Origin of the sequence: Streptomyces sp. UG1, assembly GCF_049974585.1 — a bacterium.
In the GTDB taxonomy this organism is placed as follows: Bacteria; Actinomycetota; Actinomycetes; order Streptomycetales; family Streptomycetaceae; genus Streptomyces.
Genome location: NZ_JBNGGG010000001.1, coordinates 292,575 through 310,904, shown reverse-complemented (window position 1 = coordinate 310,904; position 18,330 = coordinate 292,575). Strand labels below are relative to the sequence as shown.

22 protein-coding genes and 2 pseudogenes are annotated in these 18,330 nt (G+C 67.6%); 6 read left to right on the top strand and 18 right to left on the bottom strand.

Annotated features, from left to right (window positions below):
• Positions 1 to 66 precede the first annotated feature (66 nt).
• A pseudogene (locus tag ACP4J3_RS01455) lies at positions 67 to 755 on the bottom strand (helix-turn-helix domain-containing protein); the annotation flags it as partial.
• Between the two features lie 294 nt (positions 756 to 1,049).
• On the opposite strand from ACP4J3_RS01455, the gene ACP4J3_RS01450 reads away from it, so the two are divergent.
• Positions 1,050 to 1,334 carry an ATP-binding protein gene (locus ACP4J3_RS01450; RefSeq protein ID WP_426529441.1) on the top strand — a complete coding sequence of 95 codons (285 nt, stop codon included), beginning with the start codon at positions 1,050 to 1,052 and terminating at the stop codon, positions 1,332 to 1,334.
• A gap of 708 nt (positions 1,335 to 2,042) precedes the next feature.
• Here ACP4J3_RS01450 and ACP4J3_RS01445 read toward each other — a convergent pair.
• The 5 genes from ACP4J3_RS01445 to ACP4J3_RS01425 form a co-directional block, all read right to left on the bottom strand.
• A complete protein-coding gene (locus ACP4J3_RS01445; protein ID WP_426529439.1) occupies positions 2,043 to 2,264 on the bottom strand; it encodes a hypothetical protein in 222 nt (73 codons plus the stop codon).
• Complete coding sequence (locus tag ACP4J3_RS01440; RefSeq protein WP_426529437.1) at positions 2,261 to 2,737, bottom strand: hypothetical protein; 477 nt, start codon at positions 2,735 to 2,737, stop codon at positions 2,261 to 2,263. The genes ACP4J3_RS01445 and ACP4J3_RS01440 overlap by 4 nt, the downstream gene beginning before the upstream one ends.
• A gap of 158 nt (positions 2,738 to 2,895) precedes the next feature.
• A complete protein-coding gene (locus ACP4J3_RS01435; protein WP_426529435.1) occupies positions 2,896 to 3,639 on the bottom strand; it encodes a hypothetical protein in 744 nt (247 codons plus the stop codon).
• An 847-nt stretch (positions 3,640 to 4,486) separates the two neighbouring features.
• A complete protein-coding gene (locus ACP4J3_RS01430) occupies positions 4,487 to 4,780 on the bottom strand; it encodes a hypothetical protein (protein ID WP_426529433.1) in 294 nt (97 codons plus the stop codon).
• Between the two features lie 139 nt (positions 4,781 to 4,919).
• Entirely contained in the window at positions 4,920 to 5,285 is a 366-nt protein-coding gene (locus ACP4J3_RS01425) for a helix-turn-helix domain-containing protein (protein ID WP_426529431.1), read from the bottom strand.
• 250 nt (positions 5,286 to 5,535) lie between these two features.
• Here ACP4J3_RS01425 and ACP4J3_RS01420 point away from each other — a divergent pair, with 250 nt between their 5' ends.
• The 5 genes from ACP4J3_RS01420 to ACP4J3_RS01400 all read left to right on the top strand — a co-directional run bounded on the left by ACP4J3_RS01420 (position 5,536) and on the right by ACP4J3_RS01400 (position 9,584).
• A complete protein-coding gene (locus ACP4J3_RS01420; RefSeq protein WP_426529429.1) occupies positions 5,536 to 6,111 on the top strand; it encodes an AMIN-like domain-containing (lipo)protein in 576 nt (191 codons plus the stop codon).
• A 161-nt stretch (positions 6,112 to 6,272) separates the two neighbouring features.
• The gene (locus tag ACP4J3_RS01415) at positions 6,273 to 7,784 is read left to right on the top strand and encodes a S1 RNA-binding domain-containing protein (protein WP_426529427.1); all 1,512 of its coding nucleotides are present in this window, start codon (positions 6,273 to 6,275) and stop codon (positions 7,782 to 7,784) included.
• A 566-nt stretch (positions 7,785 to 8,350) separates the two neighbouring features.
• Positions 8,351 to 8,752 (top strand): hypothetical protein, encoded by a 402-nt coding sequence (locus ACP4J3_RS01410; protein WP_426529425.1) that lies wholly within the window; start codon positions 8,351 to 8,353, stop codon positions 8,750 to 8,752.
• A gap of 168 nt (positions 8,753 to 8,920) precedes the next feature.
• On the top strand, positions 8,921 to 9,061 hold the full coding sequence (locus ACP4J3_RS01405; protein WP_426529423.1) for a hypothetical protein: 141 nt from the start codon (positions 8,921 to 8,923) through the stop codon (positions 9,059 to 9,061).
• Complete coding sequence (locus ACP4J3_RS01400) at positions 9,030 to 9,584, top strand: transposase family protein (protein ID WP_426529774.1); 555 nt, start codon at positions 9,030 to 9,032, stop codon at positions 9,582 to 9,584. Before ACP4J3_RS01405 ends, ACP4J3_RS01400 begins: the two co-directional genes overlap by 32 nt.
• Before the next feature lie 178 nt (positions 9,585 to 9,762).
• On the opposite strand, the gene ACP4J3_RS01395 is transcribed toward ACP4J3_RS01400, so the two are convergent.
• The 12 genes and pseudogenes from ACP4J3_RS01395 to ACP4J3_RS01340 form a co-directional block, all read right to left on the bottom strand.
• Entirely contained in the window at positions 9,763 to 10,353 is a 591-nt protein-coding gene (locus ACP4J3_RS01395; protein WP_426529421.1) for a peptidoglycan-binding domain-containing protein, read from the bottom strand.
• Between the two features lie 241 nt (positions 10,354 to 10,594).
• Positions 10,595 to 10,732: pseudogene (locus ACP4J3_RS01390) on the bottom strand (transposase); the annotation flags it as partial.
• Positions 10,733 to 11,172: 440 nt separating this feature from the next.
• Positions 11,173 to 11,754: a DUF4240 domain-containing protein gene (locus ACP4J3_RS01385; protein WP_426529419.1), complete on the bottom strand. Its 582-nt coding sequence runs from the start codon at positions 11,752 to 11,754 to the stop codon at positions 11,173 to 11,175.
• Positions 11,755 to 11,827: 73 nt separating this feature from the next.
• Entirely contained in the window at positions 11,828 to 12,457 is a 630-nt protein-coding gene (locus tag ACP4J3_RS01380) for an OmpA family protein (protein ID WP_426529417.1), read from the bottom strand.
• 7 nt (positions 12,458 to 12,464) lie between these two features.
• Positions 12,465 to 13,046, bottom strand: a complete 582-nt coding sequence (locus ACP4J3_RS01375; RefSeq protein WP_426529415.1) for a hypothetical protein — start codon at positions 13,044 to 13,046, stop codon at positions 12,465 to 12,467.
• Positions 13,047 to 13,080: 34 nt separating this feature from the next.
• Complete coding sequence (locus tag ACP4J3_RS01370) at positions 13,081 to 13,695, bottom strand: pilus assembly protein TadG-related protein (RefSeq protein WP_426529413.1); 615 nt, start codon at positions 13,693 to 13,695, stop codon at positions 13,081 to 13,083.
• Positions 13,695 to 13,892 carry a Flp family type IVb pilin gene (locus ACP4J3_RS01365; RefSeq protein ID WP_426529411.1) on the bottom strand — a complete coding sequence of 66 codons (198 nt, stop codon included), beginning with the start codon at positions 13,890 to 13,892 and terminating at the stop codon, positions 13,695 to 13,697. Before ACP4J3_RS01365 ends, ACP4J3_RS01370 begins: the two co-directional genes overlap by 1 nt.
• A gap of 450 nt (positions 13,893 to 14,342) precedes the next feature.
• Complete coding sequence (locus tag ACP4J3_RS01360) at positions 14,343 to 15,242, bottom strand: DUF5936 domain-containing protein (RefSeq protein WP_426529409.1); 900 nt, start codon at positions 15,240 to 15,242, stop codon at positions 14,343 to 14,345.
• 16 nt (positions 15,243 to 15,258) lie between these two features.
• Complete coding sequence (locus ACP4J3_RS01355) at positions 15,259 to 16,206, bottom strand: type II secretion system F family protein (RefSeq protein ID WP_426529407.1); 948 nt, start codon at positions 16,204 to 16,206, stop codon at positions 15,259 to 15,261.
• A 62-nt stretch (positions 16,207 to 16,268) separates the two neighbouring features.
• Positions 16,269 to 17,606 carry a CpaF family protein gene (locus ACP4J3_RS01350; RefSeq protein WP_426529405.1) on the bottom strand — a complete coding sequence of 446 codons (1,338 nt, stop codon included), beginning with the start codon at positions 17,604 to 17,606 and terminating at the stop codon, positions 16,269 to 16,271.
• 12 nt (positions 17,607 to 17,618) lie between these two features.
• A complete protein-coding gene (locus tag ACP4J3_RS01345) occupies positions 17,619 to 17,978 on the bottom strand; it encodes a TadE/TadG family type IV pilus assembly protein (protein ID WP_426529403.1) in 360 nt (119 codons plus the stop codon).
• A 1-nt stretch (position 17,979) separates the two neighbouring features.
• A complete protein-coding gene (locus ACP4J3_RS01340; protein WP_426529772.1) occupies positions 17,980 to 18,300 on the bottom strand; it encodes a pilus assembly protein in 321 nt (106 codons plus the stop codon).
• Positions 18,301 to 18,330 lie beyond the last annotated feature (30 nt).

Below are 18,330 nucleotides of genomic sequence, written 5' to 3'. Positions count from 1 at the left end.
CGACGGATCCAACAGACCGCCTCCGCTCAGTTGACCGCCGGCTTGGCTTGGCGCGCCAGGCGGACCAGGACCTGGGCGTTCGAGGTAGTTGACCGTCTGCCCGGCGCCAGGGAACGTACCAGCGGCGAAGGGGATGACCATCAGACGCACCGCCGGCCGCTCGGAGACGGCCAGCAGGTGTTCGAGCTGCGCGCGTGCGACCTTGGGTCCGCCGAATTGCATCCGCAGTGCGGCCTCGTGAACCACTCCGACGTACTTGGGCGGGTTCTCGCACTCCAGCACCTGCTGACGCTCCACGTGATATGCCAGACGCAGGGCGACTTCATGCTCGGGCAACGGCGGAAGGACCGCCCGGAACAGCTCAAGAGCGTGGTCGCTGGTCTGGAACAGGCCGGGGATGTGTGCCGTGTGGGCCGTCCGCATACGTACCGCGTACGACTCCAACTCTGCGATGTCCAGGAGCCCCGGGGAGAGCGACCCTCGGTAACGCTCCCACCAGCCGCGCCCGCTGGGGCGGGACATCTGCACCAGCGCCTCCACGTACGCCTGGTCCGAGCACGCGCAATTGCAGGCCAGAGTGCGCAGCCGCTCCGGGTTGACGGTGCGGATGCCCGTCTCGATGTTGGAGATCTTCGCCCGGTCCAGTCCGAGCAGGCCGGCTGTCTGTCCGCCGACATCCCGGCGGCGGTCCGCATCTTGCGCAGCTCACTGCCCAGTCGCCTCTGGCGCTCCGTCGGTGTCGTCCTCGGTGGCATGCCGTTCCCTCCGGGTGCGGTCAACTCAATGCAGTTGGAAGCGCATCGCGCGAGCCTGCCCGCACCCTCCTCCCCTGGGAGGGGTGGGCCGCGCAGGGAGACAGGCCACCAACTGCCGTTCACCACCCCGCTCACCCGGCACGGAGACGCCGCATGCCGACTCTCAGCCCTGGGAGTGTCACCTCAAGCTCCCCAACGACCCGCGAGCGCTCTCGATCGCCCGCCACACCGTCCGCACCGCACCGCACTCCTCGGATACGCCCAACACCCGAACTCACCGACAGCGCAGAACCGTTGACCTCCGAGCTGGTCTCCAACTCCGTGAAGCACTCGGACGGCCCGGTCACCGTCAGACTCCGTTCCCGCCGCGACGCCGTACGCATCGGCGTCATGGACAACCATCCGGGGCTCCCCGACCCCTTGCCCTGCACCCCGGACCAGGACTTCGGTCGCGGCCTGTACCTCGTGGAAGCGCTGGCGGACGCCTGGGGCCGCTACCCGGCGATCGGTCACTCCCACGCACCCGGCCCCGGCTGGAGGGTCGTGTGGTTCGAGCTGTCCGACGCCGTACGGAAGTGAGGTCGATCCGGGATTCTGAGTTGGGCAGATCTGTACCACTCCGTACGACTGCGACCCCTTGCTTCATGCGCTGCCAGTGGAGCGGAGCTGTCCAACTCCCCTCAACCCGCCCCGAATCCCAGAACCGCAGGTCGGCCCTCCGGCACGGGCCGCGCCCCCTCGGCCGAATCCGGGTGCGAGCACCAAGGGCACGCTGCACCGCATCTGCCCTGTCTGCTCACGCTCCCGCTCTTCCCGCTCCACCTCGACCACGTACGGTTCAAGGCCCTTGACGTCCGCAGAACCTGTGCCCGCCGACCCACCACCCGTGGTGGATGCGAACGTCCCGAACGAGAGCGATGAGGCCAACGGCTGACCGACGGTCCGCTGAAACGGGTTGGGCTTCTGCACAGGGGAACCGATGACGAGCACGAGTACTGGTACGAGACGCACCCTGCGCCGCGCGGTCGCCGCCAGGGCGCTGGCAGGACTCCTGGGGGTACCCCGATCGCCCCAGAGGGCCGTGACGCGTGAAGTGCCTCCCGCAGCAGAGAGATTGGCGACTGGCCATCATCCCGGCCTGCCCCATCCCGTCAGCGATCCGTAGCGCGTGGATGCCCTGTACCGGCGAACGTGATCCAGCAGGTGTCGCGGACAGTGTCCAGGAGATACCAGACCCGGCCTCCGCCGGTCACCTCGATCTGCCACTGCTCGCAGGCCTGTCCCCGGTTAGGTGCCGTGCGCCAGGCTGCCCTTGAGCCGGTGATGCCGGGGCGTTTCTGTTGCAGGTCTGGGGTCCGTGCGCAGGATGACCCAGGCTCGGTAGGTGTTCTCGCGGGCCTGCTGGGCGAGGTTCTCCCAGCCCTTCGCCGAGGCCGCGCCCGCGAAGCGGACTTCCCACTGTCCTTCCGGTGCCGGTGGTGCGGCGCGGTCACCGCGACCCGCGCTCATGCGACGTCCCGCGGGTCCGGCGCCGGACCGTAGTCCTCAGCATGATCCCTCTTCAGGGTGGCCAGCAATTCGGGGTCGGAGTACACCTCGGCCGTGTGCTGCCAGGCGATGATCATCTGGGCGACGGACGCACTGTTGCCGACGGAGTCGGCGGCCCGCATGGTGTCGACGAGTTCGACAGCGAAGGCATGAAGATCGGGCTCCGGCAGGAAGCGGACCCAGGGGAACGCGTCCGGAAGGATGTCCAGCAGCAGTTCCATGCTGGGTTCCCGGCGTGCCATCGCGACCAGCATGCGGGTGGCGGCCGAGACCACTGTCTGATCCTGCTCGGCCCGGGCGGCCGTGGTGAGGACCAAGTCCTCACCATCCCTGCGATGCAGCAGAAGTCGTGGCGATTCCTTGAGTCTGGCGAGTGTCTGCTTGTTCTTGTTGACCAGCTCGGAGAAGTTCACTGCGCTGTTGTCCGTCGACATGACTTTGAAAGTAGTTCGAAATAGATCGGACCGCCATCGCCCGGAGGGGTGATTCACACCTGATGGAACTGACCGCGACACGAAGGTCGCTTTGCGTTGATGTCCGGCCGGATCTCCACAATGACCGTCGGGCCTGGCTCCGTCGGACAACACCGGCCTCAGCGACGGCGGAGGATCGCACCGACCACGAAGGTTCCGATATACGCCGCGAAGGGCGGCACCATGATCAGCGCCAAGGGGTGGAACACGACGTCCGCAAACGCGTTGGGGTCGGAGCCGTCGTACACGCCCGAGGCCAGTGCGATGAGGAAGATCACGATTCCCAGCACGAGTCCGCCGAACATCATCTTGACCGCGATATGGACCAGCGGTGTCGGATGCCTGTGCACGCGCGCGATCTTGTTCGCCGCCTTGGGAACGGGCGCCCAGTCCTCACCCCTGCGCCACATCCACACCTCCCGCAGGGCCGCCACCTCGCTCTCCAGGTCGGGAGTGTTGCGGTCGTTGAGATGCGGCAGGGTGCGCCGCCGGCCCGACGCGTCGTACAGCACGACGATCCGGCTCGGCGCTCCTTGCGCTCCCGCCCCGGGGTTCACCTCGATCTCGATGCCCTGCACGTCGGGCCAGGCCGTGGCGTGGCTGCGGAACGCTCCCTGCGCCGTCAGATGAGTCTCGTCGCTGATCGTCGCCGTCACCTTGACCAGGCGCAGCACGAACAGGAGCAGGGCGGCGAGCGTCGCGCCGACGGCGATGGGGACGATGACCGACACCTCGTCGTCCAGGGCCATCCGTGCGATCAGTCCGATGCCTGCCACGAAGGGAGCGGTCAGGCCGAGCCATAGCCAACTGCCTCCCGAATAGCGGTACTCACGACGGTACGAGTACGAGTCATCTGCGATCACGGGCGCAGGTTAGGCACCGGGGCGCGGGACCGGTCCCCGCCGCCGGAGGAAGAACCGAAAGCCGCGATACCCTCAGCGGGGGCGGTGGGCGCAGACACGGCGGGCATGCACGCCGGGTCGGTTTGGCGACCGTTGGGCGGTGGGGGGAGGCACATGGGTACATGGGCGTAGAGGCCCCACGAGTCCGCCCGTGCTTCCGGACGTAGGCAGTGAAGGCTTCTACGGCAGACTGGCCGAGGCCGCGCCCGCGAAGCGGATTTCCCACTGACCTTCCGGTGCCGGTGGTGCGGCGCAGTCACCGCGCCCTGCGCGCCCGCGGGGCCGGCACCGGCCAGTAGGGTGCAGGAGCAGTCGCGGCGGCTGCACCCATCGGCCGAAGGAGGGTCAGTGGCCCAGGAGCCCCCTGATCGGTATCCGCCCGAGGGCCGGCCGCTCGGCCGCGAGCCCGACGGCGCATGGCTGCCGGTCGTCACGTACTCCATCGAAACATCTCACCTTCGCAAGGTGTGGTGGCGGGTCAGGGCAGCGCTGCACCGACCACAGCGAGCTCGAAGGTGGTCCCGATGAGTCGGAGACTAAAGTTTTTACCCAAGGACCCTTGACTCCGAGCGCTGAGTGTGAATTGGTAATTAATAGACCACAACACCGAAAGAGCCACAAAGCCGGTGAGGACGTCTACCCGGCGGAGTGACTTGGACAGGATGTGGTTCAGGCCCCCGGCAAGCCGGCGCGACACCGAGGCAGCAGTGACGACTGAGGCTTCAGGACACGCGCAGCACTACCGGGGACTGTTTTGTGCTCGGCGCCCTCACACGAGCCTGATCACCGATCGCCCATCGCCGATCGGTCACACGGCAGCGGCGTCGGGCCGGATCTCCACCGTGAACGCGGCGTCCTCGGGGCCGTCGCCCTCCTTGTTCGCCCAGACGATCACGCGCACATGCCGCTGCCCGGTGCCGCTCGCCTCCCACTCGGTCAGCAGGTCGGTGACGACTAGGGCGGCGACGTACTCGGCGGTCTCTTTGGAATCGTCGGTGATGACGGTCCCCCGCCAGCGCTCGGGATGGGCGCCATAGGGCCGCCAGCCCTGCGAGCCGTGCGGCTCGTCGACCCGGTACACCCAGCCCTTCTCGGTGCCCATGGCACCGATCCTGCCATCCAAGGGGACCGAACGCCGTAGCGGATCGGCCTCCCCCTAACCCCTACCCGGCTTCCTCCCCTCCGGGAACCCGACACGCATGTGGGCCATCGCGCCCCTGGGCCTGACCGTCCCGAATCACTCACGCCGCGTGTTCTTCGAACATCACTGTGTTCTGTCCATCCGAAACCACGTGCAGCTCCACCGTGACATCGAGTGCTGTCGCCAACCTGACCAGCAAGTCCGCGGTGATGGGAAGCATGCCCCCCAGTTCGATGGCCTCGACCTCGTCACCGGACATGCCCAGGCGTTCGCCCAGCGCCGACTGGCCGAGCCCCAGGGCCGCCCGGCGGTCGTACACGAGCTGTCCGAGTGCGTGTGCCAGGCGGATCTGCTCGCGTTCTGCGACGACCTCCGGAGGCCCGACGTAGCCCTCGGCGGCCCTCCGCTCCCGCGACAGCTTCCAGCTGGTGTGATTCGCAGCTGCTCCCGGAACTCGCGACTGCACTCGTCATGCGCGGGGCCGTGCTCAGCCTCGCACAGCTCTTTCGCCGGCTTGGCGCGCTTCACCTCGGCTTCCTCCCGCATCCTGGTCTTCCGGAAGACCGTGACCTGAGACGGTCCGTGGAAGCACGAGACGGTTGCCGTTCACCCCACCGGGCCCGCAGTGAAAGCCCTCTGCCTGCAAACAACCAAGTGCCTGCTGTCGTCGTCTAAAGGGGCGCCAAACCGATCACCAAGTTCCGCTTGGAGGAAACATGCGTAAGGCATCGCGCGGAGCGTTATTCGTGGCGACCGCTACAGTGAGCCTGTCCCTGGTGGTGGCGGCTCCGACCGCGTTCGCCGAGGGGAGCGTAGGCACGACGGCCGCCGCCTGTGAGACTGGCTGGGGCAGCCTGCCGAAGACGGCGAACAATAGCGCACCGGCGTTTCTGACGAACATCAGGACGGGCGGTCACGACTGCTACGACCGCATCGTCTTCGACATCCCCGCAGGGACCACCAGTCGGCTTGGCTACACCGTCCAGTACGTCGACGCCTTCGAGCAGGAGGGCAGCGGCGACCCGATCCCGGTGTCCGGCGGCGCGATCCTGGAGGTCCGCGTCCAAGCGGCCTCGTACGACCTGGACAACGATGAGGTGACCTATCCGGGCAAGGCCAAACAGCCGCTGCCGGGCGTCGACCTGACGGGCTACCAGACCTTCCGCGACGCCAAGTTCGGCGGCAGCTTCGAGGGTGACAGCAAGGTCGGTCTGGGCATGCGCGCCCGCCTGCCGTTCAAGGTGACCCAGCTGTCCGACAAGCTCGTGGTGGACGTCGCCCACTCCTGGTAAGGCGGCATCTGGGCCTACGGTGAGGAACGGGCGTGGGCGGTTCCAGATGCCCTTCCTGGAGGCCACGAGCCCGAACCGGGCTCTACGAGGAAGGTCATGGGCAGCGCCAGCCTTCACCACATCGGGTGAGCGCACATCGACGGGTGCTGGAAGATGGGGATGTGCTGCCCTACGTCTATCGCGTCACCAAGTACGACCCCACCGACCGCGACGAACACGGCTGCTACGCCGGCGCCGAGGACACGGTCAGCGATCATGGCCAGGTCGAGGCGGCCTATCTGCAAGCGGTCGAGGCCTTCGCAGTGGGCACCGGCATCGATCACCTGGCCGTTCGCGAGCCGCAGGTCTCGTCCCTCGTCCACTTCGGTGTCGAGCAGCCGCTGGAGGGCTTCGGGCTGGACGGACTCTTCCCGACCGGCCTGTCTGGCTTCCACGACGGGGCAGAGGTGCCGCTCGACATCGGACTGGCACTGGTGCGGGTCATGCTGCGCGACAGCGGCGCCTGGTGTCGGCTGGAGGTGGAGGATGCCTTCGCGGTGCACGTGGGGTGGGACCAGTACCTCTACATCGGCAGCAGCCAGCGCTGCGAGGAGGCGCTGGCCCGGACTCGCGCGCTCGGGCTGTTCCCGGAACGCGTGGATGCATCTCCCTGCAACGTGGAAACCGATGGCGAAGACGTCCAGCGGCCCGGCGACGACGATTTCTGGGCCGGTCTGCACTGGGCCGTCGCCTCGTGCCGTGCCGGAATCCTGGAGGAGACATACGTCGAAGGCGCCTCGCGGTGGCACCGCCTCACCCATGACACCGTCGACACGGTGCGTGCCGGTCTCGCCCCCCGCGCTCGGCTGGCCGTCTGGCCAGACCTGTCCTCCGATATCGACGCGGTCCTCGGTGCCCTCCCTCCCGAGGGCCTGGTGGAATGCGTCTGGCAGGACGAGGATGGTCGGCTGCAGAGTGCCATTGTCGACGAGGACGAGTTCCCGGAGCTGGCCACCCGAATGTCCGGTGCCGGCGCCGCAGCGCTTCTCCCCGTGTACGCCGATGAGCGTGTGCCTCTGTTCACCGCCGTCATGCCCGACAGCGACGGAGTGGTACGTGCTCGCTGGCGGACAGAGCCGACGCCGAGCGACCGGAACTGGGCCCTCCTCAAGTCCCTCCACCGAGGCGAGATCGTCACCGGCACCGTGACCCAGATCGCCACCTTCGGCGTCACCTTCGTGGACATCGGCGGCTTCGAGGCGATGATCAATATCCCTGAGTTGTCATGGCGTCCCATCAACCACCCCTCCGACGTCGTTGCTGTCGGTCAGGAGATCCGCGCCGAAATCCTCGACGTCGACCCGATCCGCGAACGCGTGTCACTGTCGCTCAAGGCCCTGCACGAAGATCCGATGACGCTGCTGACCGGACAGATCGGCCAGACCATCATCGGCCACGTCACCAAGCTCGTACCGTTCGGTGCGTTCGTTCGCATCGAAGAGATGGAGAACGGTTTCGAGGGGCTGGTGCACAACTCCGAACTGAGCGAGAGACACCCGGGTCATCCGCAGTTGGTCGTTCAAGTCGGTGACGCGCTACCGGTCAAGGTTCTGGACATCGACCTGGTTCAGCGCCGCATCACGCTCTCGCACCGGCAAGCGATCTCCGCTGGCCGGGATGAACCTGGTGCCTGACAGCGCACATGCACCGGAGTCGGACGCTCGCAGGCGCGTCGAAATCCCTGGATTCTCACGGCATTGGCCCACCACGGGTGTACTCAGTCGAGGTCTTCGAGGTGCTGAGACCACCACCCTCGATCGGACTGCCAGTCCTGGAGCCAGGACACAAAGTCGACTTCCGGTTCTGCTTCCTCTCCCGCATCGGCATAGGGGGCCGCACATCCGTCTCCCAGCCACCAGATCCGGCCGCGTTGAGGTCCAGTCGTAGTAGTCGTACTCCCACTGCCATTCAGCCTCGAGGGGGAAGGGCACCGCAGGGTTCCGCATGGCCGTGCCATCGAATGGTTAGGGGCTCAGCCAGCATTCGGCTTCCCAGCGCTGCCAGCTCTCGGGGAGTTGTCCCAGTGAGCGAGTTTCATCCTGAAGCGGCAGGTCAGGCCCCTGGTGTGGGCGGAGACCGGTGTACTCGTGCCGCTCCTTGGCGTGATCACTAGGAGGTGATCGTCTGTCACGGGCGGCTCTCCGGGTTCCCCATCGGCACGACGGCGCCCTTCGTAGGTTCCGCGGTGGGAGGGATCTGCATGGTGGACGTGCTGACGTGGACGGTCGAGCGGCGGGTTCAACTGGCCGAGCGGGCCGAGGTGCTGCGCAAGGAGCTGGCGGAGATCGATGTGGAAGTGGCCCGGCTGGAGGCCGCCGAGGTGGTGTTTGGGCATGGGGCCGACGCGACAGACAGCGGGCGACAGTCGCCGGGGATCGTGGAGCCGGGCCGGAGCCGGTGGTGGCTGGTCCGGGTGCGGGTGCGGGTGGGATGCGACACCGGCGAAGGTGGAGCCGGTCCGCGGGCAACTGCGCAAACTCGCCGACCGAGGCTGGATCTCGCGGACCGGCGCGGGACTCTATCTGACGCGCTGACAGGTCAGGGCAGTGGCGGACCGGCCGATTCCTGCCGTAAAAAGACGGCCCCCGGCGGGAGTTGGTGAATCTGCGACGAAAACCAGCCCGCCGAAGGCCCTCAGGATGTTGTCTACCAGGTCCGTCTCCCGCTGTCGGAACGGACCATCGATCTCGTCGCCGGACTGATACGCCGCCGACGTAACCAGCTGGGCACCCGGTGGCGCAAGCTCACCCCGGGCGCCCAAGCGGTTGTCGTGCTCGCCGTACTCCGCCACGACCAGCGCCTGGCCGACATGGCCGGCGGCAACCACGTCCCCGCCTCCACCGTGCGTCGCTGGGTGAAGGAAACGATCGAGCTCCTGGCTGTGCGGGCCCGCGACTGGACCGGGCACTGAAGAAGATCGCCCGCAGCGGCGGAGTCGTGGTCCTGCTGGACGGCACCCTCGTCCGCACTCGCCGTCGCACGAGACGGACAACCGGAAGAACTTCTCCGGCAAACACAAAGCCCATGGCCTGCTGTTTCTCGCGCTGACCGACGAGAGGGGCAACCTGATCTGGATCTCCGCGGCCAAGCCCGGCCGCTCCAGCGAGATCACTGCCGCCCGCCACAACAAGATCACCGGCCATCTGCGTAAGGCAGGGCTCGGAGCCCTGGCCGACCTCGGCTTCGTCGGCCTGGACGAGGACCCCGACGACCCGGTCGTCATCACCGGCCGCAAGACCACCCGCAACCGCCGCCTCACCGACGCCGAGAAGGAAGCGAACCGCCTGCTCAACCGCGAACGCGCTGCCGTCGAGCACGGCTTCGCGAACCTGAAGTCCTGGCGCTTCCTGACCAAGATCCGCGTGGACGCCCGACACGCCACCACCCTCTTGCGGGCCCTGCTCGTCCTCGCGAACACCGAAATTCACCGGTGACAGACGATCTCCCGAAGAAGATCACATCCCTGACCGGCGCGAGTACATCACCGCAGCCACACACCAGCCCCGTGACCTGCTTGATAGCCGCGAATTCAGCGAGCTGTGGGGTGCTGCCGCCGTCGGGACGCACCAGGAGCGTCTGGTGCTGCCGGACGGACCGGGACAGGAGCCCAGGTCAGAGGCAACGAGACTTCATCGTGCTGGTCTCGTACGACGCGTAGATGTTCCGGCCGGTTCCCGGCTCGTCGAAGCTCCACCGGCCCTGGGAGTCTTTCGTCAGCCAGAAGCCGCGGCCGGTGTCCGCGCCGTTCGGCTTCTTGCCCCGGTAATACGTGCGAGTAGTACCGCCGCCGCCGCTCCAGTAGGTCAGCTGACGCTCGGCCGTGGCCCAGGAGTACTTGCCGGCTGATCCGTCCACGGACAGGCCGTGCCTGTACTGCCAGCTCCTCGTCGCCTGATGGCTGTCCCAACCGAAAACGCCGTCGATATCGGACTTGTAGAACCGCCGGCCCTTGTCGGCGATCCACGCACCGTCCGCCCACAGCATCGCCTGCCACAGACAGGTTGCACCGGACTGGTCGTTCGTATGCAGGTTGACGACGCCTTCGGCAGAGCTGGTCGACCAACTGCCCTTGACGTACGTCGCGCCGGTATAGCTGTTATACGCCGAGGCCGTACCCGGCGCGATACCGATACTCACGCCAGTCGCGGCGATCAACGCCAAGGCACCCCGACGGCGCCATCGACCTGCGCTTGTGGACGTCATATTTTTTCCTCCATCAGCTGTCATGTCATTGCATCCGGACGCAGCGACGATTCGCCAGACGGCTCCACACGTCGTACGCCGACTCCTACGCGGACACGCTAGCCAGACTCGGTCGCTGAGTGTGCCGGTCGTTTGCCCCACAGCCGCCCGCGACCATGCCCCCTGGGCGACTATTCTGGCTGGGTATGGCTCTTAGTCGGGTAGCCGGGTCTGTCGAACGAGTGGTGTAACTGAGGTAGCAGCGGGCCTGGCCTTTGCCGGTGGGACCGAGGGCCATGATCGCCATGTAGACGCATTTCAGGGCGGCCTGCTCATTCGGGAAGTGCCCTCGGGTCTTGACCGCCCGGCGGATGCGGGCGTTGACCGACTCCAGGCCACTTCCACATCGATCTCCGCCAGCGCACGTCCACCATGCAGATCCCTCCCACCGCGGAACCCACGAAGGGCGCCGTCGTGCCGATGGGGAACCCGGAGAGCCGCCCGTGACAGACGATCACCTGCTAGTGATCACGCCAAGGAGCAGCACGAGTACGCCGGTCTCCGCCCACACCAGGGGCCTGACCTGCCGCTTCAGGATGAAACTCGCTCAGTGGTAGCAGCCCGTGCGCCGAGGACGGGCCTTCCCAGGTGCCGTTGGAGATCTCGGCGACGAACGTGAGGTATGGCGTCGCTGAGGGCGGACATCGCAATACGGAGTCGCTGCTTGGCGAGGTCTGTCATGAGGCTCAATTGGCGGGGAGGATTCGCTTCGAATCGAGTGCCGGGCTCCGCCCGTTGCCAGCCGACCTATCGAGAGCGCGTCTCGCGGTCTGTCGCTGCTCAGTGTGGTGTGTCGAGGAGGTGAAGGGCGGCGAGTCTCGGGAGTCGGCGTCGCATCTCATCGGGGTCGTCGAAGTCAAAGTCTTCGCCCATATCTACCATATCTACGGAGTCTTGTCCGGAACGGTCACGTGAGGCTGCGTACTCGTCCCAGGCGTCGTAGAAGTCCTCTTCACCGCCGGTGACGCGCTCGAACGCGCCGCTGGCCGCGTAGTTGACGTCCTCGTAGAACACGACTTCATCGTCGTACGCCCCTGCGGCGGCGATCACCGCAGGATGCTCAGCGAGACTGTCCGGGCAGGCCGCAGCCCTCTCGTACCAGTCGCGGCCCAGCGCGATCAGGCCGGCGCGGAAGTCCATGAAGCTGTCGTCCGAGCAGCCGCCGCCGATGAGGTAGGCGGCTGCCCACACGTCCCATCGGTACACGGCGTCATGCAGCTCGTCGAAGCGTTCCTGGTAGCGGAGGATGTCGTCCTTGGTGCGGGCGGCCAGCTCATCAACCAGGGCTTCGGCGAAAGGCCTGTCTGGCCCGACGGCCGAGCGGGCGGCCTCGATGACGGTCCAGAACTCAGAGGTGTCCATGGCTGGGCACTCTGCCAGTTATGCAGCGAGTTTCGAGACCCTGCATGTTCGTTTCGCGGGCCTCACATCGCGGTCAGCTACCCGACCGCGGGAACGACACCTCCACCCGCCGGTTCTTCTTACGGCCCTCCTCCGTCGCGTTGGAAGAGATGGGGTAGTCCTCGCCGTAGCCCCGTGTCTCGTAGGTGATCGTCGAGTCGTTCAGCTCCGACGCCAGGACTCCCTGTACGGCGTTCGCGCGCTTTCGGGACAGGACGTCGCCGTGGGCCGAGGAGCCCAGGTTGTCGGTGAAGCCGAAGACGCGGATCCGTGTGGCGTTCTGGGTCTTGATCTCCTCCGCGATCGAGGCGATACGGGACTTCGCCTCGCCGGTCAGCTTCGCGCTGTCCTTGGGGAACAGGACCTCGGCCTGGAGCGCGAACTTCACGTCCGCGTTGGTGTCCTCGCGGCGCTCCTCGCCGCCCTGGTCCTCCACCACCTGCTTGATGTCCAGGACCTTGGCTTCGGCGAGGGTGGCGCCTTCGGGGAGCTTGAGGTCGGGGTCGTTGGCGTCCACCTCGACGGGCGCGGCGGCGGTGGCCTCGGTGCCGGGCGGGACGCTGGGGTCGTCGGCGGCGTCGGCCGTGGTGGCGCCGAGGAGGTTGGCGGCGACCATGAGGGTGGCGGCGGTGAGGGTCAGGGGGAGGCGGGGGGTGCGGGTCATGGGGGCCTCACCCGGAGATCGTGATCGGGGCGCTGGCGAACGTCGGAAGCTGGAGGGTCACTTCGGACGAGCCCGAGGGCGGGGACGGGAACTGGATGAACACGGCGAGCGATTCACCCGCCTTCAAGGAGGTGAAGCCCGTGGTCGTCAGGGGCCGTCCGTCCGTGTCGCGCAGCACGTAGTAACGCTTCTTGTCCTTGCTGTCCACCAGGGTCGCGCCACCGAGCGACATGCCGTGACGCAGTATCTCCGTCTCGTCGCCCCTCACCGCTGCGGGCACGGTGACCCGTTGTGCACCGTCGTTCTTCAGCGTGCCGCTGACGGTGACGAAGCCCCCCGAGTCGCGTTCGGCTGAGGTGACTTGGAGCAGAAGGCCGCTCGCCCCCTTCATCTCGGCGAGGGGTGTGTCGGACTGGCCTTCCTGAGCACTTGGATCGGACCCGCGGTCCTGAGGGGCCGAAGCCGACTTCTCCGGCTTCTTGTCATCGTCGCCCCCGCCTCCGCAGCCGGCCACACCGAGGGCCAGTCCGGCCGCGACGGTCATCGCGACCATCCCCCTGCGGGCCTTCGTGGTGAACCGAATGCTCATGCCTCTGCTTCCTTCGTCACTCGTCGTTCGCTTTTCAGTCGGCCAGGTGGACGTCGAAGAGGTCCTCGGGGTCCGGAAGCGTCGCCGGGTCGTCCGGGTCCGGGTCCCAGTCGGTGTCCCCGCAGGTGAGTTGCGGCAGGGGCAGCGTGTCGTTGCCATCACCGTCGTCGGGGTCCCCACCGGGCAGTTCGAACCCGCAGCGAGGCTCGATCACTGCCCTGGCCGACGCCGTCGACCTGAAGTCCTCCGTGCCGGGGACAATGGAGTCGCCCACGGACTTGTCGGTCCTGACAACCACCTCGTAGCCCAACACCCCCGATTCCCCGCAGTCCTCGACGCCGGCGTCGTTCTGGGCCGCCAGCTCGTACGCCCGCCAGCAGCCGTTGAACACCGCGCCGCCGCCGTCAAGGATGTCCTGCCACTTCGTGGGGTCGCCCACGACCTCCAACCAGTCCCCCGCGAGTTGGTCCCGGGTCTCCTGCGCCGCCGCCAGCGCTGCCGCGTCGGCGGCTGTCTGGGCGCCGTTCCGATTCGCCGCGGCCTGGCCGACCGCAAGGTAAGCGAACGCGAGAAAGAGCAGGCCTGCCACCACCGTGATGTAGATGGGGAAGGCCTGCCCTGCGTCGTCGTACCTACGGGGCCGCCGCATCAGCCGCCTACGACTTCGGCGACCTTGTCCGTGATCGCGGTATAGATCGTGTTGCCGATGTCCGTCCCCGTAATAGCCAACACAATCGCCACAACCACCGCGATGATGCCCAGATACTCCACCGCCGTCTGCCCCTTGTCGTCGCGAGCGGCGCGAGAGCGTAGGTGGGCGACGGCGGTGTTGATCCAGTTGATCATGGTGTTCCCCTCTGGGCTCGCAAGTCCTATGAGAAGTATCGGGAGAAACGTAAGCGTGCATACCCCGAACACCAGAGGGTCCCCGGGCCCAATTCCGGGCCTCGGCCGAAAACCATCGCTCTGTCATCGCCGGCCAGCTCCGTCCTGGGGTGAACCCGAGGCCTGTCCAGCCACTTGGCGGCGGAATGCGCGTGGCTGGTGCTGTGGAGTTTGGCGAAGATTGGGTTGATGTGGTTCTTGACCGTCGAGGCCCATGTCCTCCGCCCCCCTCCCGCTCAGCTGGAATCGTGACCTGCAAGACGTCAACTGTCCCACATCCAGTTGCAGTCGCGAAAGGTGTTCGAAGGGAAAGTCAGGGAGAGGCCTGGAGTAGTTGGAGGTTGGCTGTTTGCTCACGCGATCAATGAAAGCTCTCATGGCCACCCCCCTGTCACCCCCTGTCACCCCCCCCTACTCCCCCGTCAACGACCCGAAGTCCGTCCCCGACCCCAGCAACAGCCCCGCCCCCAGCAGGATCATCGTCGCCGGCACCATGAACGTCGTGATCATCAGCGTGGCCCGAGGTACTGCCCTCGCCGCCTTCCGGCGCGCGTTCTGCGCGTCCGTGCGGCGCATGTCCTTGGCCAGGGCCACCAGCGTGTCCACGATCGGGGCTCCCAGCTCCTCCCCCTGCTGCAGCGCCGTCACGAACATCGCCACCTGCTCGGAGTCGTTCCTGCGCCGCAGCTCGGCGAAGGCCTGGCGGCGGCTCATGCCGAGGTCCATCTGGCGCAGGGTGATGCGCAGTTCGTCCGCCCAGGGGCCCTCGTACTTCGACGCCACCCGATCGAGTGCCTGGCGGAAGCCGAGGCCGGCGCTGACCACGACCGCCAGGACGTCCAGGAAGTCCGGCAGGGTGCGCTCGATCTCGTCCTTCCTGATCCGGATCGCCGACCAGATGCCGACCTCCGTCCAGAAGGCGCCGAACGCCAGCAGCAGCAACGCCACCAGGAACTGTCCCCGCAGCAGGAACACCAGGAAGCCGACCGCGCCGAGGAAGCCGTACACCGCGCGCCGGGCCGCGTAGCGGTCGATGGTCAGGCCGCCGGGGTTGCCCGCGAGGTCGATCCTGCGGCGGTACTTGGCGACCAGCTTGGGGCCCATCAGGCGCAGTACGGCGGGGGCGTAGCGCATGCCCATGCGGTCGATGAGGGAGTCCACGGCGCCGGTGCGGGTGGCGCCGATCTCCAACGCCAGCGCGAGATCGCTGGGCAGCTTCGTCTCCGCGCGGTACATCCGGATGCCGGCGAAGACGCCCCAGACGCTCAGGGCCATCACCGCTGCCAGTAGAAGTCCGATTCCCGATCCCATGACCAGTCCCCCGCCCTCAGACGTCGATCCGCGACATACGGCGGATCAGGATGAAGCCCACCGCGTACAGGCCGAACGCGATCAGCACCGCCGCCTGCCCCAGCGGCGACCCCGTCATGCGGTCCAGGGCGCCGTCCTTCACCCCGTTCATCAGGAACAGCGACCCCACACCCAGCACCGGGACCGCGTACGACGTCATGCTCACCTGCGACAACTGCGTACGGATCTCCCGTCGCGTCTCCTTGCGCTCCTCCAGCGTCTCCGTCAGGTTCCGCAGCGCGCTCACCACCTGGCCGCCTGCCCGGTTCGACAGGACCAGGGTCGTCACCAGGACGACCAGTTCGCGGGACGGGAGGCGTTCCGCCAGCTCGCCCAGGGCGTCGTCCATCGAGGCGCCCAGGGACAACTGGTTGGAGACCTTGGCCAGCTCCTCGCCCGCGGGGGCCTCCAGCTCCTCCGACGCCATGCTGATCGCGGTGCGCAGGGCCAGGCCCGCGTGTGCGGCGTTGGCGAGGATGCGGGCCAGTTCGGGGAGCTGGTTGATGAACTTCTCGATGCGTTTTTGCCGTTGCCAGTTCAGGAACTGGACCGCGGCCCACACCCCCAGCAGCCCCGCGATCGGACCGAAGAAGGGGGCGAGGGCCGCCTGGCCGATCAGCCACAGGCCCGCCACCGTCGCCAGCATGTAGACGAAGAACTCGCCGGGCGTGACGTCCAGGCCCGTCGCCACCAGCCGCAGCTCCAGTTGCCTGCCCAGTCTCGTACGGCGCAGGCGGCGGTCCAGGTCGGCGAAGCGGCGTCGGCGGCCGCCGGGGCCGGTGATCTGGCCGGTGGCGGACAGGCGCTCGACGAGGGCCTGGCGCTGGGCCCGACCGGCGCCGTAGGCGTGGACGCCCGCCACGGCCAGCGCGCAGGTCAGCAGCGCGATGCCGGTGGTGAGTGTGATGCGGGTCTGGAGATCCATGGGGGTACCTGTCCTACCTGTCCTACCTGTCCTGCCTGTCCTACGTGACTTGGCCGACCCGTCTACCTGGCTTCTCTGGTCGCGAGTTCGAGTGGTGACTGGGCGACGCCGAAGGCCTGCGGTATCGGCTGGCTCGCCATGTAGAGGCGGTCCGCGGTGCGGCGCGGGAGGGGGTGGTACGCGAAGGCGCCGTGGACGCGGCCGTCCGGCGTCATGGGCTGGGCGTTGAAGCGGGCCACCGTCACCAGGCGGTACGGCTCCGCCCCATGGCTGTCCAACACAGCGATCTCGGTGATTCGACGCGCCCCGTCCGGGAAGCGGGTCAACTGGATGATCACGTCGACCGCGCTGTTGATCTGGTCGTGCAGCGCCTCGAAGGGGACCGTGACGTCGGCCATGGACGCGAGGGTCTTCAGCCGCATCAGCGCGTCCTCGGCGCTGTTGGCGTGCACGGTGGCCAGCGAGCCGTCGTGGCCGGTCGACATCGCCTGGAGCATGTCCAGCGACTCGCCGCCGCGGACCTCACCGACGACGATCCGGTCGGGGCGCATCCGCAGGGAGTTGCGGACCAGGTCGCGGATGGTGACCTGGCCCTTGCCCTCGACGTTCGGCGGGCGGGACTCCAGGCGGATGACGTGGGCCTGCTGGAGCTGGAGTTCGGCGGAGTCCTCGATGGTGATGATGCGCTCCGACTCCGGGATCAGGCCGGAGAGCGCGTTGAGCAGCGTCGTCTTTCCGGTGCCTGTGGCGCCCGAGACGATGACGTTGAACTTTGCCTGCACCAATCCGGCCAGCAGATACACCATGGGCTCGTCGAGCGAGCCGAGACCCGTCATCTCGTGCAGGGTGAAGGAGCGCGGGAAGCGGCGGATCGTCAGGGTCGCGCCGGTGAGCGACAGGGGCGGGATGATGACGTTGACGCGCTCGCCGGACGGCAGGCGGGCGTCCACCATCGGGTTCGACTCGTCCACGCGCCGGTTCACCGTGGAGACGATGCGCTCGATGGTCTGCATCAGCTGGTCGTGGGAGGGGAAGCGGAGCGGCAACTGCTCCACCCGGCCGCCGCGTTCGACGAAGATCGCGTCCGGGCCGTTCACCATGATCTCGGTGATCGACGCGTCCTCGAGGAGCGGTTCCAGGATGCCGAGTCCGAGCGCCTCGTCGACGACCCGGCGGATGAGCTGCGAGCGCTCGACCGTCGACAGCACCGGACCCTCGCGGCTGATGATGTGCCCGAGCACCCGCTCGAGACGGGCCCGGCGCTCGGCGGCGGCCAGCGAACTCATCTCGGCGAGGTCGATCTCCTCCAGGAGCTTGGCCCGGTAGGAGGCGACCAGATGGCCGTCCTCGCCCCGGCTGCCGTGCTCCTCGGGGGTGTTGATGCGTGACCTCAGGCTCATGTGGATCCTCGTTCAGCGGTCGAGCGGCATGGTCGCGGTCTTCTGGGCAGGGTCGAAGTCCCAGCCGGGGACGATCGACGGGATCTCGACGGTGGCGGTGACGGTGACCTCGTCGCCGCCCACCGCGGGGGCGCAGGTGACGGACAGCCAGTCGCTGATGGCGCGCGCACAGCCGTCCTGCGCGCTCTCCTCCAGCGAGGCGGCCCGCGCCCCCGCCCTGGCCGCCGTGCCGGCCTGCTGGGCGGTGTAGGCGATCAGCCCGATCTGTACGCCCGCCATGGCGACGAGGATGAGGATCGGGATGAACCCGAGGTATTCGATGGCGACCTGGCCGCGGTCGCGGGCTCGGCGGACTTCGGCGTCGTACGACATCTCAGTCCTTCTCCTCCTGAACGGCCCCCGCGTGGCCGTCGACGGTGAACGGGAAGCCGATCGCGCCGGGGAAGAGGACGGGCACCTCCAGGTGCACATCGGCCGTGACGTAACCGCCGCTCGCCTGGCACTGCACGCTCGCGCCGCCCTCCCACGAGCCCGGCAGATGCTTCAGTCCCGCCTCCTGGCAGGCCGCCTGCCCCTCGGAGGCCGCTCCCGCGCGAGCCGCCTCGTCCGCAGCATTCCCCGCCAGCGTGAACGTGTACCCCAGCAGCACGAACTGCCACAGCAGCACCAGGGTGATGATGATCAGCGGGGTCATGCCCAGAAACTCGATCGTGACCTGGCCCTT